At 72.8% G+C, this 24,078-nt stretch carries 22 protein-coding genes; 16 read left to right on the top strand and 6 right to left on the bottom strand.

Annotated features, from left to right (window positions below; all coding sequences use genetic code 11):
• Positions 1 to 503: 503 nt before the first annotated feature.
• The 12 genes from FLW16_RS20140 to FLW16_RS20085 all read left to right on the top strand — a co-directional run bounded on the left by FLW16_RS20140 (position 504) and on the right by FLW16_RS20085 (position 11,899).
• A complete protein-coding gene (locus tag FLW16_RS20140) occupies positions 504 to 1,187 on the top strand; it encodes a hypothetical protein (RefSeq protein ID WP_142561642.1) in 684 nt (227 codons plus the stop codon).
• A gap of 1 nt (position 1,188) precedes the next feature.
• Entirely contained in the window at positions 1,189 to 1,980 is a 792-nt protein-coding gene (locus FLW16_RS20135) for a hypothetical protein (RefSeq protein ID WP_142561641.1), read from the top strand.
• Positions 1,977 to 3,296: a CpaF family protein gene (locus FLW16_RS20130; RefSeq protein WP_142561640.1), complete on the top strand. Its 1,320-nt coding sequence runs from the start codon at positions 1,977 to 1,979 to the stop codon at positions 3,294 to 3,296. Before FLW16_RS20135 ends, FLW16_RS20130 begins: the two co-directional genes overlap by 4 nt.
• A complete protein-coding gene (locus tag FLW16_RS20125) occupies positions 3,293 to 4,228 on the top strand; it encodes a type II secretion system F family protein (RefSeq protein WP_142561639.1) in 936 nt (311 codons plus the stop codon). Before FLW16_RS20130 ends, FLW16_RS20125 begins: the two co-directional genes overlap by 4 nt.
• A complete protein-coding gene (locus tag FLW16_RS20120; RefSeq protein ID WP_142561638.1) occupies positions 4,225 to 5,247 on the top strand; it encodes a type II secretion system protein in 1,023 nt (340 codons plus the stop codon). Before FLW16_RS20125 ends, FLW16_RS20120 begins: the two co-directional genes overlap by 4 nt.
• Positions 5,247 to 5,489, top strand: coding sequence for a hypothetical protein (locus FLW16_RS20115; RefSeq protein ID WP_142561637.1), 243 nt, complete (start codon positions 5,247 to 5,249; stop codon positions 5,487 to 5,489). The genes FLW16_RS20120 and FLW16_RS20115 overlap by 1 nt, the downstream gene beginning before the upstream one ends.
• A gap of 11 nt (positions 5,490 to 5,500) precedes the next feature.
• Positions 5,501 to 5,935, top strand: coding sequence for a TadE/TadG family type IV pilus assembly protein (locus tag FLW16_RS20110; protein ID WP_260615413.1), 435 nt, complete (start codon positions 5,501 to 5,503; stop codon positions 5,933 to 5,935).
• A 20-nt stretch (positions 5,936 to 5,955) separates the two neighbouring features.
• Positions 5,956 to 6,321 (top strand): TadE/TadG family type IV pilus assembly protein, encoded by a 366-nt coding sequence (locus FLW16_RS20105; protein WP_185949509.1) that lies wholly within the window; start codon positions 5,956 to 5,958, stop codon positions 6,319 to 6,321.
• A 143-nt stretch (positions 6,322 to 6,464) separates the two neighbouring features.
• Complete coding sequence (locus FLW16_RS20100) at positions 6,465 to 6,866, top strand: pilus assembly protein TadG-related protein (RefSeq protein ID WP_142561635.1); 402 nt, start codon at positions 6,465 to 6,467, stop codon at positions 6,864 to 6,866.
• Positions 6,863 to 10,153, top strand: a complete 3,291-nt coding sequence (locus tag FLW16_RS20095) for a bacterial transcriptional activator domain-containing protein (RefSeq protein WP_260615412.1) — start codon at positions 6,863 to 6,865, stop codon at positions 10,151 to 10,153. The genes FLW16_RS20100 and FLW16_RS20095 overlap by 4 nt, the downstream gene beginning before the upstream one ends.
• A 127-nt stretch (positions 10,154 to 10,280) precedes the next feature.
• Positions 10,281 to 10,940 carry a hypothetical protein gene (locus FLW16_RS20090; RefSeq protein ID WP_142561634.1) on the top strand — a complete coding sequence of 220 codons (660 nt, stop codon included), beginning with the start codon at positions 10,281 to 10,283 and terminating at the stop codon, positions 10,938 to 10,940.
• Positions 10,937 to 11,899, top strand: coding sequence for a hypothetical protein (locus tag FLW16_RS20085; RefSeq protein WP_142561633.1), 963 nt, complete (start codon positions 10,937 to 10,939; stop codon positions 11,897 to 11,899). The genes FLW16_RS20090 and FLW16_RS20085 overlap by 4 nt, the downstream gene beginning before the upstream one ends.
• A gap of 96 nt (positions 11,900 to 11,995) precedes the next feature.
• On the opposite strand, the gene FLW16_RS20080 is transcribed toward FLW16_RS20085, so the two are convergent.
• The 5 genes from FLW16_RS20080 to FLW16_RS20060 form a co-directional block, all read right to left on the bottom strand.
• Complete coding sequence (locus tag FLW16_RS20080; RefSeq protein WP_142561632.1) at positions 11,996 to 12,490, bottom strand: methylated-DNA--[protein]-cysteine S-methyltransferase; 495 nt, start codon at positions 12,488 to 12,490, stop codon at positions 11,996 to 11,998.
• Positions 12,487 to 14,010, bottom strand: a complete 1,524-nt coding sequence (locus tag FLW16_RS20075) for a DNA-3-methyladenine glycosylase 2 family protein (protein WP_142561631.1) — start codon at positions 14,008 to 14,010, stop codon at positions 12,487 to 12,489. The genes FLW16_RS20080 and FLW16_RS20075 overlap by 4 nt, the downstream gene beginning before the upstream one ends.
• A gap of 169 nt (positions 14,011 to 14,179) precedes the next feature.
• The gene (locus FLW16_RS20070) at positions 14,180 to 15,064 is read right to left on the bottom strand and encodes an NYN domain-containing protein (RefSeq protein ID WP_240808809.1); all 885 of its coding nucleotides are present in this window, start codon (positions 15,062 to 15,064) and stop codon (positions 14,180 to 14,182) included.
• Positions 15,065 to 15,261: 197 nt separating this feature from the next.
• Complete coding sequence (locus FLW16_RS20065) at positions 15,262 to 15,486, bottom strand: acyl-CoA carboxylase epsilon subunit (protein WP_142561630.1); 225 nt, start codon at positions 15,484 to 15,486, stop codon at positions 15,262 to 15,264.
• Complete coding sequence (locus FLW16_RS20060) at positions 15,483 to 17,072, bottom strand: acyl-CoA carboxylase subunit beta (protein WP_142561629.1); 1,590 nt, start codon at positions 17,070 to 17,072, stop codon at positions 15,483 to 15,485. The genes FLW16_RS20065 and FLW16_RS20060 overlap by 4 nt, the downstream gene beginning before the upstream one ends.
• 223 nt (positions 17,073 to 17,295) lie before the next feature.
• Between FLW16_RS20060 and FLW16_RS20055 the strand changes: the two genes are divergently transcribed.
• From FLW16_RS20055 to FLW16_RS20035, 4 genes are all read left to right on the top strand, one after another.
• Complete coding sequence (locus FLW16_RS20055; RefSeq protein ID WP_142561628.1) at positions 17,296 to 18,057, top strand: ABC transporter ATP-binding protein; 762 nt, start codon at positions 17,296 to 17,298, stop codon at positions 18,055 to 18,057.
• The gene (locus FLW16_RS20050; protein ID WP_260615410.1) at positions 18,036 to 19,619 is read left to right on the top strand and encodes a hypothetical protein; all 1,584 of its coding nucleotides are present in this window, start codon (positions 18,036 to 18,038) and stop codon (positions 19,617 to 19,619) included. The genes FLW16_RS20055 and FLW16_RS20050 overlap by 22 nt, the downstream gene beginning before the upstream one ends.
• A 251-nt stretch (positions 19,620 to 19,870) precedes the next feature.
• Entirely contained in the window at positions 19,871 to 20,344 is a 474-nt protein-coding gene (locus FLW16_RS20040) for a hypothetical protein (protein WP_142561627.1), read from the top strand.
• Positions 20,345 to 20,422: 78 nt separating this feature from the next.
• Entirely contained in the window at positions 20,423 to 23,059 is a 2,637-nt protein-coding gene (locus tag FLW16_RS20035; RefSeq protein ID WP_142561626.1) for a phosphoenolpyruvate carboxylase, read from the top strand.
• A gap of 44 nt (positions 23,060 to 23,103) precedes the next feature.
• Here FLW16_RS20035 and fdhD read toward each other — a convergent pair whose 3' ends face one another.
• A complete protein-coding gene (gene fdhD, locus FLW16_RS20030) occupies positions 23,104 to 24,006 on the bottom strand; it encodes a formate dehydrogenase accessory sulfurtransferase FdhD (protein WP_142561625.1) in 903 nt (300 codons plus the stop codon).
• Positions 24,007 to 24,078 lie beyond the last annotated feature (72 nt).

Below are 24,078 nucleotides of genomic sequence, written 5' to 3'. Positions count from 1 at the left end.
CGCGAACTCCCAGAAGGCGGTTGTGCGGCGGCCTCGCGGAAAGCGTTTCATCCCGGGGCGTCCCCGTGAAGATCTCCGGGTATGCGGGCCGTGCGGCCCGAGGGGACACGCTAGCCGCGACTCCCGCGCTCATCCGGGCGTTACCCGAAATAGGTAAAGGCGCCTGTCATCCGTCCTTCGGCGACGCCGTCGTCACCGCCTTCCGCGTATGCCCGCCGTCCGCCCTGGCGCTAACAGTGTGAATGGTGTGACAACCGGGAAAGAAGTGTAAACGTACTATCACGAAATTTCGTGTCAGTAAAGCCTTGTATGGATATGGAGATAGATCCACTCCCGTTGACAGGCGTATTCCTAACGGATAAGCATGGGTCGCCGCTTCGCGGCACTTATGGCGGCGCAAGCTGGCCATAATGGAGTGAATTCGCAACAAAGGGCAAGACCGTAAACAGATTCGAGCGGCCCGAAAACAGATGGGCGCCCTCATCCCTGGGAGTCCCCCACCCATGAGGACCAGCGAGAAGACGTCGCAGGACGGCCGGGCACCCGCACGGCCGGGCCTGTCCGGGCCGGCCGCGCGCAAGCTGCCCGTTCCGCCGAGGGAGCGCAAGCCCGCGCTCGCCGCGCTCGCCGTCCTCCTCATCCTGGGCGGCGCGCTGGCCACCACGCTGCTGGTCATGCGCAGCGGTGACCGCGTCTCTGCCGTGCAGATCACCCAGCAGGTGGGGGCCGGGCAGCTCATCCCGCAGTCCGCGATGCGGGAGGTGCAGATCGCCGACACCGGCGTCGACTACGTCCCCTGGCGGTTCAAGGACCAGGTGGCCACGACGTACGCCGCGGTGACGCTGCTGCCGGGCACGCTGCTCACCCAGCGCATGACCGCCACGACGACCGACCAGGTCGGGCCGGGCAAGGCCAAGGTGGGCCTGTCGCTCAAGGCCGGCCAGATGCCCACCGACCTCAAATGGAGCGACATCGTCCAGGTGATCTACGTGCCGTCGGCGGGCCGGGGGTCGGGCACCGCCCAGCAGAAGGTGCTGGCGACCGCCGCCCGCGTCGAGAGCGCGTCCTCAGGGCGGTCTGGAGGCGGGCTGGTCACGATCGTCGTCGACACGTCGATCGCGCCCACCATCGCCCAGTACGCCTCCAGCGGCGAGATCGCCCTCGTCACGCTCCCGGGGGTCAAGTGACGTGGCGCTGATCGTGCTCGCCGCCGACAAGGGGGCGCCCGGCGTGACCACCGCGGCGACCGCCCTCGGCGCCGTGTGGCCCCGGCCCGTGCTGCTGGCCGAGTGCGATCCCTCCGGCGGCGACCTCGCCTACCGGCTGCCGGGCGACGACGGGAGCGTGCTGAACCCCGGGCGCGGCCTGCTGAGCCTTGGCGCGGTCGCACGGCGCGGGCTCCACGCCGACCTGATCTATGAGCACACGCAGCGACTCGTCGGCGGCCTCGACGTGCTGGCCGGCCTGACCAACGGCGAGCAGGCGGCCGGCCTCACCTGGCTGTGGGGCCCGCTCGGCCGGGCGTTCGCCGCCCTGCCTCAGGCCGACGTGCTCGCCGACTGCGGCAGGCTCGGGCTGCACCCCCAGATCGGCGACCTGGTGGCCGAGGCCGACCAGGTGGTGCTGTTCACCAGGGCCAGCCTCGACAACGTCGCCCACCTGCGCGAACGGCTGTCGCTCATCGGACGGAAGGTCGGGATCGTGGTGATCGCCGACCCCAGGTCGTACCGGTCGTCGCTGGAGGAGATCCGGCGCATCGTCTCCGGCTGGGACGTCGCCTTCGTCGGCGGTCTCGCGTACGACCCGAAGGGCGCGGAACTGCTGCGCGGCCAGTGGGGCGGGCGGCTCGACCGCAGCCTCCTGATCCGTACGGCCAGGGAGCTGGCCACGCGCCTGGCCGCGCAGCTGGCCGCGGGCGGCGAGACGGCGGCACCGCACGCCCTCAGACGGGCGAAGAGGGAGCCGGAGGTGCGGTCGTGAACTCCCAGCGGCGGCCTGTCGACCACGGCCTGGTGAAGCGCTTCCGGCAGGAGGTCGGCGACCGGCTGGCGCACCAGCGGCGGCTCGACCAGGCGAGCGGCGTGCCGCCGATGTCGGGGGAGGACGAGCGGCAGTTCGCCCGGGCGCTGATCGCGCAGGTGCTGGAGGAGCACGCGCGCAGTGAGATCGGCGTCGGGCGCACCCCGCCCACGGCCGAGGAGGAGGAGGCGCTGGCGGCGGGCATCCACGCCGCGCTGTTCGGCGTCGGCCGCCTCCAGCCGCTGCTCGACGACCCCGAGGTCGAGAACATCGACATCAACGGCTGCGACCGGGTCTTCGTCGGCTACGCCGACGGCCAGGAACTCATGCACGATCCCGTCGCGGAGAGCGACGAGGAGCTCATCGAGCTGATCCAGATCCTGGCGGCGTACTCCGGCCTGTCGTCGCGGCCGTTCGACACCGCCAACCCGCAGCTCGACCTGCGCCTGCCGGACGGCTCCCGGCTGTCGGCCGTCATGGACGTGACCGTGCGGCCGGCGCTGTCGATCCGCCGTGCCCGTCTCGGCAAGGTGTTCCTCAGCGACCTCGTCGGGAACGGCACGCTCACCCCGGAGCTGGGCCGGTTCCTCACCGCCGCCGTGGCCGCGCGCAAGAACATCATGATCGCGGGATCGACGAACGCGGGGAAGACGACGCTGCTGCGGGCGCTGGCCAACGAGATCCCGCCACACGAGCGGTTGATCACGGTGGAGCGGGCGCTGGAGCTCGGGCTGGACCAGTTCCCCGAGCTGCATCCGAACGCGGTGGCCTTCGAGCACCGCCTGCCCAACGCCGAGGGGCAGGGCGAGATCACGATGGCCGAGCTGGTGCGGCGGTCGCTGCGCATGAACCCCTCGCGGGTGATCGTCGGCGAGGTGCTGGGCGACGAGATCGTCACGATGCTCAACGCGATGACCCAGGGCAACGACGGGTCGCTGTCGACGATCCACGCCAACTCCAGCATGGAGGTGTTCAACCGCATCGCGACCTACGCGCTGCAGGCCGAGGAACGGCTGCCGATCGAGGCCACCCACATGCTCATCGCCGGGGCCATCGACTTCGTGGTGTTCATCGAGAAGCGCAACGACTACCACCGGGGAGGCACCCTGCGGCGCTACGTGTCCAGCGTGCGGGAGGTCACGGGCTGCGATGGGCGGGTGCTGTCCTCGGAGGTGTTCGCCATGGCGGGCGACTACCTGGTGCCGCACGCCCCGATCTCCTGCGCCGACGAGCTGGCCGCCCACGGGTACGACCCGGCGCGGGGAGCGTGGCGATGAGCGGCCTGCTGCCGGCGCTGCCTCCCGGTGTCCTCGACCCCCTGGTGCTGCTGGCCGGGGCCGCGGCGGGCGGCGGGCTCTTCCTGCTCGCCCTGGCCATTTACGGATTGCGCCCCCGCCCGGCCACGCCGGACGGGCGGGCCGAGCGGATGCGCCTGCTGCGCACCCTGTCCACGAGGTCGGCGATCGCCGCGGTGACGGGTGTCGTGGTGCTGGTGGTGACCGGCTGGCCGGTCATCGCGGCGGGAGCCGTACTGCTGGTCCTGGCCTGGCGGGGCTTCACCGGCGGCGCGGCGGAGGAGCGGGCCGCCATGCGGCGCCTCGAGGGCCTGGCGGCGTGGACGGAGTCGCTTCGCGACACGATCGCGGGCGCGGCCGGGCTCGAACAGGCCATCCCCTCCTCGATCCGGGCCGCGGCCCCCATGCTGCAACCGCACCTGCGGGCCCTGGTCGACCGGCTCCACACGCGGATGCCGCTCGCCGACGCGCTGCGGATGTTCGCCGACGAGCTCGACGACCCCTCGGCCGACCTCGTCGTGGCGGCGCTGATCCTCAACTCGCGGCTGCGCGGGCCGGGCCTGCGCGACGTGCTGTCGGCCCTGGCGGTCTCGGCCCGCGAGGAGCTGGACATGCGCCGGCGCGTGGAGGCCGAGCGCAGGTCCACGCGCAAGAGCGTGCAGATCGTGGTCGGCACCGCCCTCGCCTTCGCCGCCGCGCTGGTCGTCTTCAACCGCTCCTACGTCGAGGAGTACAACTCCGTGCTCGGCCAGGCCGTGCTCGTCGTGGTTGCGGGCCTGTTCGGCGCGGGGTTCGCCTGGATGCGGCGGCTCGCCCGCTTCGACAAGCCGGCCAGGATCCTCGCGCCCTACCACCGCCCGCGGTCCGCGGTGACCGCGCAGGCGCAGCCGCCGGCGGCGGAGGTGATCAGGTGATCGCGACGGTGCTCTGCGGAGCCGTGCTCGGCCTCGGGCTCTTCCTGCTGGTGCGGGCGCTGTTCCCGCCCCGGCCCGGCCTGACCGCCCGGCTCGCCGCGCTCGACCAGGCCCGTGACGGCAAGGGCGTGCCGCTGGCGCCGCTGATCGCGCCCGAGGAGGACGTCAGCGAGTTCCGCCGCATGCTCGGCCTGCGGCTCGCCCGGTTCTACGCGGCGCGCGGGTGGGAGGCACGGTCGGTCAAGGCCGACCTCGCGCTGCTCGGCAAGTCGTTCGAGGGGTTCCTCGCGACCAAGCTGCTGCTCGGGGTCTCGGGCCTGCTGGCGTTCCCGCTCCTCGTCGGCTGGCTCGCGCTGATGGGATGGGGCGTCTCGGTGCAGGTGCCGCTCTGGTCGGCCCTCGTCGTCTGCGTGATCTTCTTCCTGCTGCCCGACGCGCAGATCCGGCGGGACGCCGCCGTACGCCGCCGGGACTTCCGGCACGCCGTGGGCGCCTTCCTCGACCTCGTGTCGATGAACCTCGCAGGCGGCAGGGGCGTGCCCGAGGCGCTGATGATGGCGGTCGCCGTGGGCAGTCCCGTCACCACGCCCGGGGCGCTGAACGGCACGGTGAACGGCGCCGCGAACGGCGCCGCCTCCGCTGTCGCCACCGGGGCCGCGAACGGCGCGGGTCCCGCCCCCGACTCCAACTGGGCGATGGAACGCATCCGCGAGGCGCTGGCCAACGCCAGGATCGTCGGCATCACCCCCTGGCAGGCCCTCGGCCAGCTCGGCGACGAGATCAACGTGGACGAGCTGCGGGACCTGTCGGCCGCGCTCGGGCTCGTGGCCGACGACGGCGCCAAGGTCCGCGCCTCCCTCACGGCCCGCGCCGCCACTCTCCGCCGTCGCGAACTCGCGGAGGTCGAGGGCAAGGCGGGCGAACGGTCCCAGTCGATGCTCGTCGCCCAGCTCCTGCTGTGCGCGGGCTTCGTGATCTTCCTCTCTTATCCCGCAGCCATGAAGATGTTGGGGGCCTGATGCTCTGGTTCCACTATCTGATCGCCGTGCTCCACGTACGGCTGGACCGCGCGAGGAACGCCCCGTCCAGGGGAGCCTCCGCGGTCGAATGGGTGATCATCACCGCCATCATCGCCGGAGTCGCCCTCGGCCTGGCCACGCTGATCAAGCAGTTGGTCGAGCAGAAGCAGTCCGACATCCAGAACAGCTTCAGCGGCGGCGGCGGCGCGGGCGGCGGCGCCGGCGGGGGTAACGGGGAGTGACCGTACAGGGCGTGACCGGCCCCCACGCCGCGACTGCCGTGCGCCGCGAGCGGGGCGCCACGGTGATCGAGCTCGCCATGCTCATGCCGATCGTGCTCGCCGTCGTGCTGCTGATCGTCCAGGTCACGCTCTGGTTCCACGGCCGTCAGGTCGCCGACGCCGCCGCGCGGGAGGGCGCGCGGATCGCCCGCGCGGGCGGCGCCGACGGCTGGCAGGAGGCGGCCGAGGGCAAGGCGCGGCAGATCGTGCAGGCGATCGGACCGCAGTTGCTGAAGAACGCCCAGGCGCAGGCGTGGGAGCAGGGCGACCAGCGCGGCGTGGAGGTGACCGGCAGCGCCGTCCAGGTGGTGCCGCTGCTGCCCGCGATGACCTTCACGATCACGTCACGCTTCGGCGGGCCCATCGAGTGCTTCCGCCCCGACGACGGCTCGGACGGCTGCGAATGACCCGGTCGGAGCGCGGTTCGATGACGGCCGAGACGGTCATGCTGGCCCCGCTGTTCCTGCTCTTCCTGCTGTTCCTCGTCGGCGCGGGCCGGATCGTGGAGGCCCAGGGAGAGGTCAACGGGGCCGCGCGGGACGCCGCCCGGGCCGCCTCCGTGCAGCGCACCGAGGCGGAGGCCGAGTCGGCCGCGAAGGAGGCCGCCGAGGCATCGCTCTCCGGCGACTGCTCGCCCCAGGTGGACATGTCCGGCAGCGAGTGGAAGATGGACGGCTTCGTCCGGATGACGGTGACCTGCGAGCTGAACCTCGATTTCCTCGGGTTCGGCGCCGCCAAGCAGATGTCGGGCACCTCGGTCGTGCCGCTCGAACAGTATCGGAGGGTGAAGTGACCCCGCCGCGTCCGCGCCGCGGGTGTGGTTCGCGTGTCCGCGACCACCGGACCGCTCCGCGTCCCGCCCGGTCAACGGTGCCGTGCGCCCTCCTGAGGGTTCCGTCGCCCGTCCGAGGCGGGCGGGCGGGAGAGCGAGGCTCCATGTCGGTGTTCGTGGTCCTCTTCTCGGGGGTGGTGTTCCTGCTGGCCGGGTTGCTGGTGGACGGCGGGGCCGCCATGAACGCCCGCCTCAAGGCCGCCGACATCGCCGAGCAGGCCGCCCGCGCCGCCGCCGACCAGATCGACGTCGAGACGTTGCGGGCCACCGGCCAGGTGCGGCTGCTCGCCGACGAGAGCGCGGTGTGCGGCGAGGCCGAGAAGATCACGGCGGACCAGGGGGCCGACGGCGTACGCATGACCGAGTGCACCGTGGGCGGCGGCCAGGCGGACGTCACGGTGGCGGTGTCGGTGCACTGGGACGCCTTCTTCCTGGCCGCGCTGGGCTTCGCCGGCTCCGACATGGAGGCCGAGGCCACGGCCGCTCCTGATCCGGGGGAGGCGTGACAGGGACACGGCCGCCGGGCGGCCGGCGGGAGGAGTTCGGCCGCGAGCCCCAGAGGGGGCCCGGGCGGGGCCCGCGACCGCGCCCCGAGGGCCTGCCGTCGGTGCTGGGGCCGCAGCGGGCGCCCGAGCACTGGCACGACGACCGGGCCGTGCGGCCGCGGACCCGGCGTACGGCCGGGGACGTCCTCGCCGGCCTCGGGGCCCTGGTCGCGCTGGTGGGCCTGGTGGGCGGCGTGCCGTACGCGTTGCTCCGGCTGGCCGGTCCGCCCATCAGCGGTGACCTGCTGAACGCGGACCTGTTCACGAGCCAGGTCGGCCCCGAGACGATCATCGCGATCCTGATCCTCCTGGTGTGGCTGGCCTGGCTGCAGCTGTTCCTGTGCGTGGTGGTCGAGGTCTACGCCGCGCTGCGGAGGGTCGGCATGCCGGCCCGGGTGCCGTTGTCGGGCGGCACCCAGGCGCTCGCGAACCGCCTGGTCTCCGCCGTGCTGCTGCTGTTCACCGCGACCGCCGTGGCGATGCCCCTCGCCCGCGCGGGCGCCCCCGCCCCGATCCGGCCCCAGGTCGCGGCGCTGTCGGCGCCGGTGCCGCAGGCCGAGGCGGAGCGACCGGCCCTGCACGCCAGGGAGGTCAAGAAGGTCTACGTGGTCCAGCCCCCGCACGGGCGTCACCACGAGAGCCTGTGGGAGATCGCGGAGAAGTGCCTGGGGGACGGGCGCCGCTATCCGGAGATCTACCGGCTCAACCAGCACAAGGAGCAGCCCGACGGCAGCCGGCTGCACATGGCCGACCTCATCCGTCCCGGCTGGGTGCTCGACATGCCGGACGACGCCAGGAACGTCCACATCGTGCCGGTGGACGAGGACCGGCCGGAGACCCTGAAGGAGCACCGCCACGCGCCCGCCGAACTCGACGGCGACACCCGGTACGCCGGGGGAGGGGCGACCGGCGGCGACGCCCACGCCGACCGGCACGCGACGGAGGACCGGCACGCGACGCCCGACCCGCGTCCCACCGCCGGTTCGCACACCGGAGGCACAACGGGGAGTGAAGGCGACACCACCCGGCCCGACGGTGCCGGCGACCAGCAGGGGCCGGGCGAAGCAGGGAGGTCCGGCGACGCGGGCCACGCGCGGGGCAGGGTGACGCCCGAGCCGGGCAAGCCGGGGATCGTGCTGCCGCCGCCCGCGATGCCGCAGGACACCCCGTCGGAGCCGAAGGGCCGCACCGGCGATGCGAAGGACACGCCCGCCACCACCCGCGCCACGCCCACCCCGCGTCCGATCATCACGACCACCGTCCAGCCGGCGATCGCGCCCGCGGAAGCGGGTCACCAGAGCGTCGACGAGCAGCATGGCGGGCCGGTCCTCGCCGACTACCTGGCGGCCTCGTCGCTGGCGGCGGCCGGGCTGCTGGCCCTGCTCGGCCGCAGGCGGCGGGAGCAACTGTGGCGCCGGGCCTTCGGACGGCGCATCGCCAGGCCGCGCGGAGATGCCGCCGAGGCCGAGGTCGCCATCCGCCTCGGCGCCGACGCCCCCGGCAGCCGCATGCTCGACATCGGCCTGCGCCTGCTCGGCCGCCTGCTGGCCGACGCCGGCCGGCGCCCTCCGACGATCTACGCCGTCCACCTGTCCAACCGGGGCCTCGACCTGTGGATCCACCCGGCGGAACAGGACGCGCCCGAGCCGTGGGAGGCCTGCGACGACGGGCAGGTGTGGCGCCTTCCGGCCCACGAGGGACGCCGCATCGACGAGCAGGTGCTGGCCGGGGTGCCCGCGCCCTACCCCGGGCTGGTCTCGCTCGGCACCGGACAGGGCGGCCGGGTCCTGGCCGACCTGGAGGCCGCCCACGGCGTGATCGCGATCACCGGGGCGCACACCGTCGCCGCGCTGTCGGCGCTCGCCGTCGAACTGGCCACCAACCGGTGGTCCGACCAGATGCGCATCACGCTCGTCGGCTTCGGCGAGGAGCTGACCCTGCTCGCGCCCGAGCGGATCAGGACGGCGAGCAGCCTGGCCGAGGTGCTGCCGGAGTTCGAGGAGCGTGCCCGCTACGACGGCGACGTGCTGACCGGCCGGATCCACAGCCGCGTGGCCGACCCCGCGTACACCCCGCACTACCTCCTGTCGGCCATCCGCCCCGACGAGGACGAGGCGCGCCGTCTGGCGCTGCTCGGCAAGGGCACGCGTACGGCGAGTGGCTTCGTGATCGCGGGCGAGGTGCCGCACGCGACCTGGACGTGGGAGGTCACCGACGACGGCCGGGCCCGCGTGGACGCCCTGGGCCTGGACATCGAGGCCCACCTGCTGCCGCGCCGGCACTACGACGCCGTGATCGGCCTTTTCCGCACCGCGCGGCAGCAGGAGGGCGAGCCGCTCACGCCGGTGGTGGAGCGGCTGAGCGAGGAGCCGCCCTCCATCGAGGTGCGCGTCCTCGGCCCGATCGAGATCAGCCCGGTGAACCCGCTCGAAGAGGGCCGGGCGGCCCTCGCCCACGAACTCGTCGTCTATCTGGCCACCCATCCGGACGGAGTGCACCCGGCCGTGCTGACCGGCGTGCTGTGGCCGCGCGGCGTGCAGCTCGCGGTGCGCGACGCCACGATCGCCAGGGTCGCCGAGTGGCTCGGGCGCGACTCCGAGGGCCGCCCCCACCTGTTCCTCGACCGGTCCGGACGCCTGCGGCTCGGGCCGGAGATCCGTACGGACTGGCGGCTGTTCCAGGACCTCGTACGGCAGGCCGGCGAATGGGCCGACGCCGCCGGTGCCGCTGACGGCAGGCCCGGTGACATGGAGGCCGACCTGCTGGAGCGCGCGCTCACGCTGGTGCGCGGCCCGCTGCTGAACGGCAGGCCGCCCGACCGGTACGCCTGGCTGGCGGCCGACCCCCTGGAGTACGACGTGACGGCCTGGGTGGCGGACGCCGCCCACGCGCTGTGCGAGATACGGCTGGCCCGCCACGACCCGCACGGCGCGGTGGCGGCGGCCCGGGCCGGGCTGCTGCTCGCGGCCGACGACGAGGGGCTGTGGCGCGACCTGCTCCGGGCGGCGCACGCCACCGGGGAGCCCGTGCGGCTGCGGGCGGTCGTCGACGGGCTGCTGCGCCGCGCCACCTCCCATCCGTACGGCGGCGGGATGGCCCCGGAGACGGAGGCGCTGATCGACGAGTTGCTGCCCGACTGGCGCCGGACCGTCTCCCCGGACCTCAGAAACCCGAACCTCAGAAACCCGAACCCCGGAAATCCGAACCTCGGAAACCCGGCGGACCTCAGAACCTCACGTCTCGCCTGATCGGAGCCCCAATGCCAGGGACGTCCTCCTCCGAATCATGCCGATCCACGCATAGCGCTGGCTCGTCCCCGACGGCCGTTTCTAGGGTGACAGCGGCGGGGGATCGCGTACTGCGGAGGATCCGGTGATGCGTCCAGGGCTCGCCACGGCGTCGCTCGCCTCGGCCTGCGCGCTGCTCCTGTCGGCATGTACCGCGCCGGACGCGGACCGCGGCTTCACCCCGGGCGGCGGCGTGGAGCCGGCCGCGGCGACGGCCTCGGGGACGCCGGGCCCGCAGCCGGGCACCGAGACGGTCACGGCGGCGCCCGGACTGACGATCGAGATCGAGTGGCCGCTCGAGCCCGACCCGAAGCGGTCGGCCGTGATCAAGGCGTTCGCCGGCGACTTCACGGCGCAGTGGCGGGCCGTCGGCACTTCCGGCGGGGACCGCTCGTACGTGAAGGGGATCGATGCCGAGTCGTCCGCCTACATGGACGCCGTCACCTGGGTGCAGGGGTTCCTCAAGGACAGGCAGTCGGCCCGGGGCGTGGCCAGGCTCTACGCCCTGCGGGTGGCCTCCGTCATGGGACGCGGGGCGGAGGCCGACGGCTGCGTCGACCTGACCGGCGTGCGGCTGACCGACCAGGAGGGCACCCCGCTGGCCCGTCAGCCCGCCTGGCTCAAACGCCCGCGTGCGGTCTTCCTGCAGACGGCCGGCCTGGGGCATGGCGACGACGGCGTCTGGCGGATCCGGCTCTACCGCCACGCGGACTATCCGGACGAGCGCGCGAAGGAGTGCCTGCGATGAGGGCCATTGCTGTGACGTCCCTGCTGGCGGGGGCCTTGCTCGCGGTGTGCGTGCCACCCGCCGCCGCCGACCCGGACGTCGGGGCGCACGGCGAGGCGTTCCAGAAGGGCAACACGGCCGGCGTCAAGCTGACCAACTCCAAGATCGGTCTGTCGGGCAACGGGCTCGGCGGCAAGAGCGACGGCTACCGGATGCCCCGTCCCTGCTGGTACGAGCCGAACAGTTCGGCCGACGACATGCGCAACCTCCAGGCGCAGCAGAAGAAGCAGGCGGTGGAGGCGGGGTTGGACTACGACGTCGACCTCGGCAAGTTCGGCAGCAAGATCGGCGACAAGGGTCAGTGGTGGGGCGTCGCCTACGACGCCGGCAACCCGGACGGACCCTCGTGTGCCGCCGGACTCGAGCCGCTGGTCTGGGTGCCAGAAGGGACCACCCCCGCCGGAGGCATCACGCTGGAGCAGCTCATGCAGATCGCCCGGGCCGCGCTGACCGTGCCGGAGCCGAAGATCAAACTGAGCCCGGACGCCAAGAGCTACGTCAACCTGGGGACCTGGGTGTGGCTGGACGGAGCCGAGGCCGCACCCCGGTCCGTCACCGCCACGCTGCCCGGGGTCATGTCCGCCACCGTCACGGCGACGCCGGACCACCTCGAGATCAAATCCGGCACCGGCGACGATCGCGCCGAGGTGTACGACAAGGGATGCGGCGCCACCGGCAAGCCGTACGTGAAGGGCGCCGACAAGGACGGAGAGAGCAAGCCCGATTGCGGCGTCGTCTACCTGCACTCCTCGATCGACCAGCCGAACAAGGTCTACACGCTCACCGTGACGAGCGTCTGGAACGTCGCCGGCAACGGCAACCAGGGCGGCCAGGTCGTCCCGTTCGCGTACGACCCGATCCAGGTCGCGGCCACCAGGGACGTGCCCGTCGGCGAGGTCCAGAGCATCGTCAAGGATTGACCCGTCCGGCCGGCTCGTGTGCCGGTGAGCCGGCGCCTCGCCCCCTGCAGCCGGGGCGAGGCGAAAGCCAGCACCGTCGTTCACGCTCCTGCCAGGTCAGGCGCGGGACTCGTGGGCGACCAGCCACTCCTTGACCGGCGTGCCGTAGTAGTAACTGCCGTAACCGCCGGTCGAGGGCACCACGCGGTGGCACGGCACGAACGGCGCGATCAGGTTCTGCGCGCAGGCCGACCCCGCGGCCCGCGCGGCCGTCCTGGGCAGCCCCGCCTTCTCCGCGAGCTGCGCGTACGACACGGTCGTCCCGGCGGGCACGGCGCGCAGCGCCTCGTACAGGCGTTGCCTCGTGGGGGTGCCGGGCTGCTCGACGGGGATCCGGTCGAGCGCGTCGACCTTCCCGTCGAGGTACTCGCGCACGGCCTCGGCCGCGTCGCCGAGGTCGCCCTCCCGCAGGGGAAGCGCCCGCAGGGACGGCGAGAGCCGGGCGAACATCTCGCGGGGATCGGCGGTGAAACCGGCCGCGACGAGCACGCCGTCGCGGGCGAGCAGAGCGAGGGGGCCCACCGGGGTGGGCACGGTGTGCGTGATGATCATTTGTCGCGTCCTCGTGGTGTGGTGTCTGGATTGTCGGAGGCGTGGCTCCACAGGTGGAGCGCGGCGTACGCGCGCCAGGGCCGCCATCGCTCGGCCTCGCCCTCGGCGATGCCGAGCCGTTCCATCGTCCTGCGCAGCACGAGGTCGCCCTCGGGCCACGCGTCCGGGTCGCGCAGCGCGCGCAGCGCGATGTAACCGGCCGTCCACGGGCCGATCCCGGGGATCTCCAGCAGCCCGGCGGTGGTGTCGGCGGGGTCGCCCGCGCCGTCGAGGTCGATCGCGCCGGAGGACACCGCCTCGGCCAGCGCCCTGATCGTGGCGACCCTGCGGGTGGTGAGCCCGAGGCCGTCCAGGTCGGCCGCGGCGAGCCGGTCGGCCGTGGGGAACAGCAGCGGCACCTGGCCGGTCACGGCCGCGTCGGGGTGCCCGTTCTCGTCGGCAGAACGGTCGGAGACGGCGGGGACGCCGGCGCGGGCGGCGATGCGGCCCAGCAGGGTGCGGGCCCCGGCCACCGAGATCTGCTGTCCGACGACCGCCCGGACCGCCACCTCGAACCCGTCGTACGCTCCCGGCACGCGCAGCCCGGGACGGGCCGCGACCAGCGGCGCGAGCGACGTCGAGCCGAGGATCTCCCGCACCGCCCCGGGGTCGGCGTCGAGGTCGAGCAGGCGGCGGCAGCGGGCCACCAGCCGGGAGAGCAGGTGCGTCTCGGTGGTCCGCACCGTGAGCCGGACGTGACCGGCGGCGGGCCGCAGCGTGATCGAGCCGCCCGGCACGGCCCGCGTGTAGGCCGTCACGTCGTCCCCCGACAGGCAGACCGCCTCCACCGAGGGGATCGCCCGGGCGGCGAGGAAGCGCAGCACCGACTGCGCGTCGTACGGCTCCCGGTGGCCGAGCCGCAGGGTCAGCCCGGTCGTGAGGGCGACCGGAGCCCCCTTCTCGTGCATCGGCCCGTTGGTCCTGCGCAGTTCTCCCGGTGCGAAGCCGTACGACTCCTTCATGGCCGCGTTGAACTGCCGCACGCTGCCGAACCCGGCGGCGAACGCGACATCGGTGATCGGCAGGGTGGTCTCGGTGAGCAGTTGCTTGGCGAGCAGCAGCCGCCGGGTGCGGGCGACGGCGAGCGGCCCGGTGCCGAGTTCGGTGGCGAACAGGCGGTGCAGGTGCCGCTCGGTCACGTGCAGGCGCCGGGCCAGCCCGGCGACCCCGGACTCGTCGGCCACCCCGTCGTCGATCAGCCGCAGCGCGCGTCCGACCAGGTCGGCGCGTACGTCCCAGCCGGGGTCGCCGGGGCTGAGCTCCGGACGGCAGCGGCGGCAGGGCCGGAACCCGGCGGCCTCGGCCGCGGCGGCGTGCCGGTAGAAGCGGACGTTGCCCCGGGCGGGGGTGCGGGCGGGGCAGATCGGGCGGCAGTAGATGCCGGTGGTGGTGACAGCCGTGTAGAAACGCCCGTCGAAGCGGGAGTCCCGCGCGGAGACGGCGAGGTAGCACGCGTCGAAGTCGAGCTGTCGTGTGGTCACGCACACGACGTTATGCGCTGGCCACCGATGCGGGCTGGCGGAAATCGGACGCGGCCGTCAGGATGCACCGACAGTGCGGAGGGGTCTCGCGCGAGACCGGGCACGGAAGACGACCCTGTGCCGGGAGTGCTCCCGCGCGAGCTCGGACGCTGGGCCGGAACGCCCGGCGTCACTTGCTGGAGATGCCGACCCCGAGGTCGAACTCGCGGTAGACCCGGGCCCAGAAACCGTCGCGCAGCCACACGCGCGCCTCCGGATAGGGCCGCAGGGAGTGGCCGAGCTCCTTCTCGGCCTCGATGAGCAGTTCGGTGTCGATCACCGTGGGCAGCAGGGGACCCGGCAGCAGGTCGCGGATGTTGTCGCGGCCTCGTGTCAGTATCCATTTCTGCGCCACGTGCTCGCCGACCTCCTCCACGCGGGGCCGGCCAGGGCCCAGCTTGGCGACCTGGCCGACGGGCGTCTTCGGCGGCATCGGCTTGACCGTGCGGCCCGCGAACACCTGGGCGGGCGACGGCGTGGGCACGACGGGCACGGGCACCGGGGCGCGGGTGAAGAACGGACGCAGGAAGTCGGCGCTGATGATCTCGACGGTGTCCGACTCCCAGACGAGCCGCTCGGCCTGGTTGGTCCCGAACGGCGGCTCGACCCCCCACAGGTGGATGCGCACGCCGTACGCCTGTGCGGCCTCCACGGCGGGCACCATGTCCTCGTCTCCGGCGATCAGCACGGTGTCGCTCACGGCGTGGTGGCGGGCGAGGGCCTCGAGGTCGCTGCGGATCTGCGCGTCCACGCCCTTCTGCTGGCCACGGGCGTTCAGGTTGCCCAGCCTGACCTTGACCCAGGGCAGCTGGGCGATCACACGCTGGTCCACCGTGGGCACGCGGTCGCGGGCGGCGTCGTACCAGTAGACGCGCAGCAGCTCACCCGGGATGCGCTCGAGCGCGTGCTTCTGCAGCGCCTGGATCAGCTCGTCCGCGGCGACCCGGTACTCCTTACGCTCCTTGGCGCCTAAGAGAACTTCACCGGCGGCCGCGTAAAGGTAACCGACGTCCACGAGAACGGCATACTTTGCGGCAATGCCATGTGCGCTGAAGTCCGGGATGGCCATGGTGTCCTCCTGGACTCGTCACCAGTTGATCGGCTGACTATATTCCCCCGCTTTCTAGATAGTCCCAACTCTTGAGCCAGTTGACACCCTGTTCCGGCGATGTAATCGGTCCGTAGTCGTCGCGGATGGCGTCGGAAGACGTGTCACCCGCCGGGGAAGAAGGCCCCGCGCCAGGCACCCGGACCGTGCGGGAGTCCCAGGCGCAGCCGATGCGCCGGATTCCTCCAGTTGCCCGGGCTCGGTTCCGGTGCCGCCGGCCGGGCGGCGCGCGCCGCCGCCCGCGCCGCCAGCGCGGCGACGAGGGCGGCGGTCTCCTCGGGGGTGGCGTCCCCCCGGACGATGCTGAGGTACGGCTCGCGACTGGTCACAGCGGAATGTTCCCGTGCTTCTTCGGGGGCAGCGTGGCCCGCTTGTTGCGAAGGGCGCGCAGCGCGCGGACGACCTGGACCCGGGTGTCCGAGGGCCGGATGACCGCGTCCACGTAGCCGCGCTCGGCCGCGAGATACGGGTTGGCCAGCGTGTCCTCGTACTCGCTGATGAAACGGGCCCGCGCCGCGTCCGGGTCGTCGGCGGCGGCCAGCTCGCGCCGATAGAGGATGTTGACCGCGCCCTGCGCTCCCATCACGGCGATCTGGGCGGTGGGCCAGGCCAGGTTGACGTCCGCGCCGAGGTGCTTGGACCCCATGACGTCGTACGCCCCGCCGTACGCCTTGCGGGTGATGACGGTGACCAGCGGCACGGTCGCCTCGGCGTAGGCGTAGAGCAGCTTGGCGCCGCGCCGGATGATGCCGTTCCACTCCTGGTCGGTGCCCGGAAGGAAGCCCGGCACGTCGACGAAGGTCAGCACCGGGATGTTGAAGGCGTCGCAGGTGCGCACGAACCGGGCGGCCTTCTCGGAGGCGGCGATGTCGAGCGTCCCGGCGAAGCTCATCGGCTGGTTGGCGACGACGCCCACAGAACGCCCCTCGACCCGGCCGAAACCGACGACGATGTTCGGCGCGAAGCCCGCGTGGATCTCCAGGAACTCGCCGTCGTCGAGGACGTGCTCGATGACCGTGTGCATGTCGTACGGCTGGTTGGCCGAGTCGGGGATCAGCGTGTCGAGCTCGCGGTCCTCGTCGGTCGTCTCCAGGTCGGCCTCGACGTCGAAGGCGGGCGCGTCGTCCATGTTGTTGGACGGCAGATACGACAGCAGCGCCTTGGCGAAGTCGAGGCAGTCCTGTTCGTCGGACGCCTCGTAGTGGGCGACGCCGGAGCGCGAGTTGTGCGTGTGCGCGCCGCCCAGCTCCTCGAACGTCACCTCCTCGCCGGTCACGGTCTTGATGACGTCCGGCCCGGTGATGAACATGTGCGACTTCTCCTGCACCATCAGGACGAAGTCGGTCAGCGCGGGGGAGTACACGGCGCCGCCCGCGCACGGGCCCATGATCAGCGAGATCTGCGGGACCACGCCGGAGGCGTGCACGTTGCGCTTGAAGATCTCGGCGTACAGGCCGAGGGAGACCACGCCCTCCTGGATGCGCGCGCCGCCCGAGTCGTTGATGCCGATCACCGGGCAGCCGGTCTTCAGCGCGTGGTCCATCACCTTGACGATCTTCTCGCCGAAGACCTCGCCGAGCGAGCCGCCGAACACGGTGAAGTCCTGCGCGAACACCGCGACCGGCCGGCCGTCCACCGTGCCGTACCCGGTCACGACCCCGTCGCCGTACGGGCGCTCGCGGTCGAGGCCGAAGGCGGTCGCCCGGTGCCTGGCCAGCTCGTCGAACTCCACGAAGGAGCCCTCGTCCAGGAAGGCGGCCAGCCGCTCGCGGGCCGTCATCTTGCCCTTGGCGTGCTGTTTCTCCACCGAGCGTTGGGAGCCGGCGTGGGCCGCCTCGCTCCGGCGGCGCTCCAGGTCGGCGATCTTGCCGGCGGTGGTGTGGATGTCGATCTCGGGGGCGCGTTCGGCGCTCATCGCCCGCTCACCGTTCCTCGCATGCTCAGCGGCCCTCGGGTCCCGAACGCCGCTCCGGGTCGCGTCGAATCCATGGCCGACAGGTTAACCAGAGCGGCGCCACGCGGTCGCGCCGGGTCGCGCTCACCGGGATCGCCGTTGCCCGGGCGGGAACTCTCCACAGGAACGCGGCCCGTGTGCCGTTCGTTCGGCTTTACGACGGCTTTATACCAATGGGGGCTCCATGACGGACGCCGTACGCACGCAGGGGTTGTACAAGCGCTTCGGGCACCAGGTGGCGGTCGGCGGGGTCGACCTGGTCGTGCCGAGGGGCAGCTTCGCCGGCCTGGTCGGTCCCAACGGCGCGGGCAAGACGACGACGCTGAGCATGATCACCGGACTGCTGCGTCCGGACGGCGGGCGGATCGAGATCGACGGCCACGACGTGTGGGCCGACCCCGTCAGCGTCAAGGCGCACATCGGCGTGCTGCCCGAGGGCCTGCGGCTGTTCGAACGGCTGTCCGGCCGCGAACTGCTGATGTACGGCGGCCAGTTGCGCGGCATCCCCCTGGACGAGGTCGGCAGGCGCGCCGACGAGCTGCTCAAGGTCATGGACCTGGCCGAGGCGCAGGACAAGCTCGTGGTCGACTACTCCACCGGCATGCGCAAGAAGATCGGCCTCGCGGCGGCGCTGCTGCACAACCCGGGCGTGCTGTTCCTCGACGAGCCGTTCGAGGGCGTCGATCCCGTCTCCGCCAACACGCTGATCGAGGTGCTGCGCAGATACACCGCCTCGGGCTCCACCGTCGTCTTCTCGAGCCATGTGATGGACCTGGTCGAGCGGCTGTGCGACTGGGTGTCGGTGATGAACCGGGGCCTCGTCGTCGCGCAGGGCCCGCTCGACGACGTACGGCGGGGCCGCACGCTCAACGAGGCGTTCCTCGACCTCGTCGGCGTGCGCGGCAACGGGGAGGAGGGCCTGTCGTGGCTCGGGTCCCCGGCATGACCTGGCTGTTCGTCCGGCTGAAGCTCAGCCTGGTGCGCGGGGGCCTGCGCGGCGAGGTCGGCAAGCAGGTCGGTTTCGTCTTCTCGCTGGGCGCCGCCCTCCTCGCCGCCGTCGCGGGGTTCGCGCTGCTGTCCCTCATCCGGTTCGCGCCGTCCGACGTCGCCCTCGACCTCGTGGCGGCGGCGTTCGCGATGTTCGCCGTCGGGTGGATCGTCGTGCCGCTGATGGCCTTCGGCCTGGACGAGACGCTCGACCCGGCCCGGCTGGCCCTGTTCCCGCTGACCACCCGGCAGCTCGCGACCGGCATGCTGGCCGCGTCGGCGACCGGGGTGTGGCCGATCGCCTCGCTGGCCGCGCTGTCCGGCGGCGTGGTCGCGCTCGCCCACGGGCCGGGCGGGGTGCTGCTCGGGGTGCCCGCGGTGGTCCTCCAGTTCGCCTTCTGCCTCACGGCCTCCCGCCTGGTGACCACCGCGCTGTCGGGCGTGCTGCGCAGCCGCAGGGGACGCGACCTGCTCGCGGTCGCCGCCGTCTTCGGCGTGCTGCTCTTCCAGGTGCCCAACCTGCTGATCAACCGGGGGCTTTCCGGCGATCCCACGCGAATTCTGGCGTCGGCGGGGGACGTCCTGCGGTGGACGCCGCCGGGGCTGGCCGCGCACGCGATCGCGGACGGAGGTCTCATCGGCGTCGCCGACCTGATCGTCGTCGCGATGGCGGTCGTCGTGCTGGGGTGGCTGTGGATCGCCGCGCTGCGGCACGCGCTGGTGCGGCCCGACGCCTCCAGCCAGGGCGGCGGCTCCGTCCGGCGGTCCGGACGGGTCCCGCTCGGCCGGTTCCTGCCCGACGGCATGCTCGGCGCCGTCGTCACCAAGGAGCTGAAGTACGCCGCGAGGGAGCCCCGGGGCCGGGTGAACTGGATCGTCGCGCTCTTCGTGAGCGTGGTCATCATGTTCTCCCTGCGGGGGCCGGACGGCACCGGTGGGCCGCAGTTCGTGGTCGGGCCCGTCTGCCTGGCGGCCGTCGTGATCGGGCTGCAGGCGGCCAACTCCTTCGGCATCGACGGCAGGTCGCTGTGGATGAACGCGGTGGTGTTCTCCGCCCCGCGTGACCTGCGTACCGACCTGGCCGGCCGGCACCTGGCCATGGCGGTCATCGGGGTGCCGCTGCTGGCCGCGGTGTCGGTGATCGCCGCCCTGGTGGCGGGCGACGCCGCCTGGGCCCTCGCCGCGGCGCCGGTCGCGTGGGGCGTGCTAGGCGTCGCCATGGGCGTCGGCGCGATCACCAGCGTGACCGCGCCGTACACCTACCCCGACCGCCTGAACGCCTTCAGCGGCGCCGCTCCGGGGCAGGGCGGACAGGCGTTCGCGGCCTCCTTCGCCACGATGCTCGTCACCGGCGTGCTCACGCTGCCGATCGTGCTGCCGGTCCTGTTCGGCCTGGCCTGGTGGGCCGTGTTCGCCGTGCCGTACGGCGTGGCGGCCGCCTGGGCGGGCCGCCGGATCGCCGCCGGCGTCGGCTTCGCCCGCCTTCCCGAACTCCTCACCGCCGTCTCCCGCCCCACCTGACCGGTCGTCCGCCGCTCACCTGGACCCGGAGGTGATCTTGCATCGGGCTCCCGGGCTGCCCTTCACCGGCACGGGAACGTGGCATGCCGCCCGTTCTATTGGGACCCCGAAGCCGTCGCCGACGCCTGCCGGCCGCGTGAGGCCGATCGGTGACCCTCCCCCGGTAACAGAGCGGTCGCGAAGTCCTTGCGGTGATTGCGGGGGATTCGGCCCGCCCCTATAACCGTTTGGACCGTTCTAGGGGAGAAGTGATGCGGGAAAACAGGCGGCTGGGCCGTGTGATCTGGGCGCCGCTGGTGGCGGCGACACTGAGCGGACTGGTCATCGGGGGGCTGGCGCGCCTCCTGATGCGGGGCATCGCGCTGGCCGTCGACGGATCGACCGGCCTGTCCCTGGCGGGCACGGCCGGGATCCTCATCGTGTTCGTCGTGCTGGCCCTGCCGGCCGCGGTGACCGCGACCGCGCGTCCGGCGATCATGCACGCCGGTCGCTGGGTGACCGCCGCCCTCACGGGGCTGATGGCCGCGAGGACGGGGCTCAGCGACGCGAAGATCATCGTCCTGGCCGACGACGACCAGTTGACGCCGATCACCCTGCTGGTCGTCGCGTTCGCCGCGATCGTGGTGGCGCACGGGCAGCTCGTCCAGCACCTCACCCGCCGTTTCAGGGTGCTCAGGGAAGCCCCGGCCCAGGCGCTCCCCACCCCGGACGCGCGACCGGCCTGAGCTGCGCGTTCGAGTGGTCTAGTCCACTTGGTGAGACCGCCCTCGGGCTCCCGAGCGCGATTCGCTAGCCTTCCAAACATGGCCGCCATCGCTCCTGCCGAACGACACAACGCCGTAGCGGAGATGCCGGACGAACTCCGCGCTGACGTGCGCCTATTGGGTGGACTACTGGGTCAGGTGATCGCCGAGCACGGCGGCCCCGACCTCCTCGCCGACGTAGAACGGCTCCGGAAGGCGGTGATCGCGGCCCGGCGTCAGGAGACGACGGCCGACGAGGTCGCCACCCTGGTGGCCGAATGGCCCGTGGACCGCGCCGTGCAGATCGCCCGTGCCTTCACCTGCTACTTCCATCTCGCCAACCTCGCCGAGGAGCACTACCGCATCCGCATCCTGCGGCAGCGCGACAAGGACGACGTGCCGCTGCGCGAGTCCCTCGCGGAGGCCGTGCAACGGCTGCGCGGGGACGACCGGCTCCACGACCTGATCGACGGGCTGGAGTTCCGGCCCGTGCTGACCGCCCACCCCACGGAGGCGCGGCGGCGGGCGATCGTCACCGCCATCCAGCGGATCAGCGCCCAGCTCGACGCCTACAACACCCCCGGCCGGGGCACCGCCGAGCGGGAGGAGGCGCACCGGCGGCTGCTCGAGGAGATCGACATCCTGTGGCGGACCGCCCAGCTCCGCCACACCAAGCTCGACCCGCTGGACGAGGTCCGTACGGCGATGGCGGCGTTCGACGAGACGCTGTTCCGCACGGTGCCGCTGATCTACCGCTCGCTCGACGCGGCGCTCGGGTCCGGCACCGGGACGCGGGAGCCGCTGGCCAAGGCGTACATCCGCTACGGAAGCTGGATCGGCGGCGACCGCGACGGCAACCCCAACGTCACCGCCAAGGTGACCAGGGAGGCCATCCAGATCCAGGCCGAGCACGTGCTGATCGCGCTGGAGAACGCCACCACCCGGATCGGGAGGTCGCTCACCCTCGCCGGCGTCTACACGCCGCCGTCCGCCGAGCTGCGGGCCGCGCTCGCGCAGGCCGAGGACGACCACCCCGACCTGGTGTCGGAGATGGCCACCCGGTCGCCGCGGGAGCCGCACCGCCAGTGGCTGATGTTCGTGGCGGCCAGGATCGCCGCGACCCGCCGCCGCGACCTCGACCTCGCCTACCGCGCGCCCGCCGAGCTGCTGACCGACCTGCGGCTCACGCAGGACTCCCTGCGCGGGGCCGGCGCCGTACGGCAGGCGTACGGCGAGCTGCAGCACCTGATCTGGCAGGTCGAGACGTTCGGCTTCCACCTGGCGGAGCTGGAGGTGCGCCAGCACTCGGCGGTGCACGCGGCGGCGCTGAAGGAGATCGCCTCCGGCACGCCGTCGGAACGCACCGAGGAGGTCCTGGCCACGATCCGGGTGATCGGGTGGATCCAGGAGCGCTTCGGCGTGGCCGCCTGCTCCCGCTACGTCGTCTCGTTCACCCGCTCGTCCGACGACATCGCGGCGGTCTACGAGCTGGCCAGGCACGCCCTGGGCGACCGCGCTCCGGTGCTCGACGTGGTCCCCCTGTTCGAGTCTGGCGAGGACCTCGACAACTCCTCCGCGGTGCTGGAGGGCATGGTCAATTTGGAGCCCGTACGCCGGCGGCTCGCCGAGAACGGGCGGCGCATGGAGGTCATGCTCGGCTACTCCGACTCGGCCAAGGAACTCGGCCCGGCGGCGGCCACCCTGCGCCTGTACGACGCGCAGGCGGCGCTCACCGCCTGGGCCGCGGCCAACGACATCAGGCTGACGCTCTTCCACGGCCGCGGCGGTGCGCTCGGCCGGGGTGGCGGCCCGGCCAACCGCGCCGTGCTCGCCCAGGCCCCCGGCTCGGTCGCCGGCCGGTTCAAGGTCACCGAGCAGGGTGAGGTCATCTTCGCGCGGTACGGCCACTCGGCGATCGCCAAGCGGCACATCGAGCAGGTCACCAACGCCGTGCTGCTCGCGTCCACCTCGGCGGTGGAGTCGAGCACGGCCGCCGCGGCGGCGAAGTTCCGCCGGCTGGCCGACACCGTGGCCGCGGCCTCCGAGCGCGCCTATCGGGCGCTGACCGAGGCCCCGGGCTTCCCCGAGTGGTTCGCGCTGGTCAGCCCGCTCGAGGAGCTCGGCTCGCTGCGGCTCGGCTCCCGGCCCGCGCGGCGCGGCCTCGGCGCGCCGCGCTCCCTGGACGACCTGCGGGCCATCCCGTGGGTGTTCTCGTGGGCCCAGACGCGGGTCAACCTCCCCGGATGGTACGGCCTGGGCAGCGGCCTGGCCGCCGTGGTCACCGACGGCGGCATGGCCGAACTGCGCTCGGCCTACCAGGAGTGGCCGCTGTTCGCCGCGATGCTGGACAACGCGGAGATGTCGCTGGCCAAGACCGACCGCTCCATCGCGTCCCGCTACCTGGCCCTGGGCGGCCGGAGCGACTTCCCGGAGCAGGTCCTGGAGGAGTACGACCTGACGAGGCGGCTGGTGCTGGAGGTGACCGGCCACGCCCGCCTGCTGGAGAACCGGCGCGTGCTGTCGCGGGCCGTGCAGTTGCGCGACCCCTACGTGGACGCGCTCAGCCACCTCCAGCTGCGGGCGCTGTCGGCGCTGCGGGCGGCGGGCGACCTGTCGGAGGAGGAGCGCGAGCGCCTGTCCACGCTGCTGCTGCTCAGCGTGAACGGCGTCGCGGCCGGCCTGCAGAACACCGGCTGACGTGCGAACCGGCCGGGCGCCCGGAATCCGGGCGCCCGGCCGGATCACGGCGTCCCGGCCGCCTGCTCGACCTCGATCCGCCCGACCTCAATCCGCTCCGGGCAGGCGTAGATGTTGAAGCGCTCCTCGCGCAGGAACCCCACGAGCGTGATGCCGAACTCGCGCGCCAGATCGACGGCGAGCGAGGAGGGCGCGGACACGGCGCACACGATCTGGATCCCGGCGCTCGCGGCCTTCTGCATGATCTCGTAGCCGACCCGGCCGCTGACCAGCAGGACATGCCGGTCGAGGGGGGTCCGGCCGCCGAGCAGCGCCCAGCCGACCAGCTTGTCGACGGCGTTGTGCCGCCCCACGTCCTCCCGCACGGCCAGCGGTGTGCCGTCGGGGGTGAACAGCCCGGCGCCGTGCAGCCCGCCCGTCCTGCCGAACACCCCCTGGGCCTCCCGCAGCCGGTCGGGCAGTCCGTACAGGGTCGTGGCCGGCACGGCGACCGGCGGGCGCGCGGCCGGCACGGCGCAGCGGTCGCGCAGGGCGTCGAGGCTCGCCGTGCCGCAGACGCCGCACGCGCTCGACGTCAGGAAGTTCCGCGCCGTGGCGCCGAGGTCGGGGAGCCGGGAGGCGGCGAGCCGCACGGTCACGGTGTTGTAGCGCGCCTCGGGGTCCAGGTCCTCGTCCGTGCAGTAGCCGATGGCGGCGATGTCGCCGGGTCCGGCGATCCCCTCACCGTGCAGGAACCCCGCCGCGAGCTCGAAGTCCGCGCCCGGCGTCCGCATCGTGATCGCCACCGTACGGCTCTCGCCCCCGGCCAGGAGCCGGATCTCCAGCGGTTCCTCCGTGGCGAGGTCGTCACGCCGGTCGCGTACGGCCGATCCGGACACCCTCCGGACGCGTGATCGCGTGACGGGCCCCAAACGGGCAGTGGGCCGCGCCGCGCCGTCCCGTTCCATCAGCTTCCTCCTAGCGGCATGGCTGCCGTTCTATCCCGTACGCAGCCTGCCACGCCACGGTCAGTATGGGTC

This window comes from Microbispora sp. KK1-11 (assembly GCF_006874435.1).
In the GTDB taxonomy this organism is placed as follows: Bacteria; Actinomycetota; Actinomycetes; order Streptosporangiales; family Streptosporangiaceae; genus Microbispora; species Microbispora catharanthi.
The sequence above is the reverse complement of the archived record's forward strand: the minus strand, read 5'-3'. Positions and strand labels throughout refer to the sequence as shown.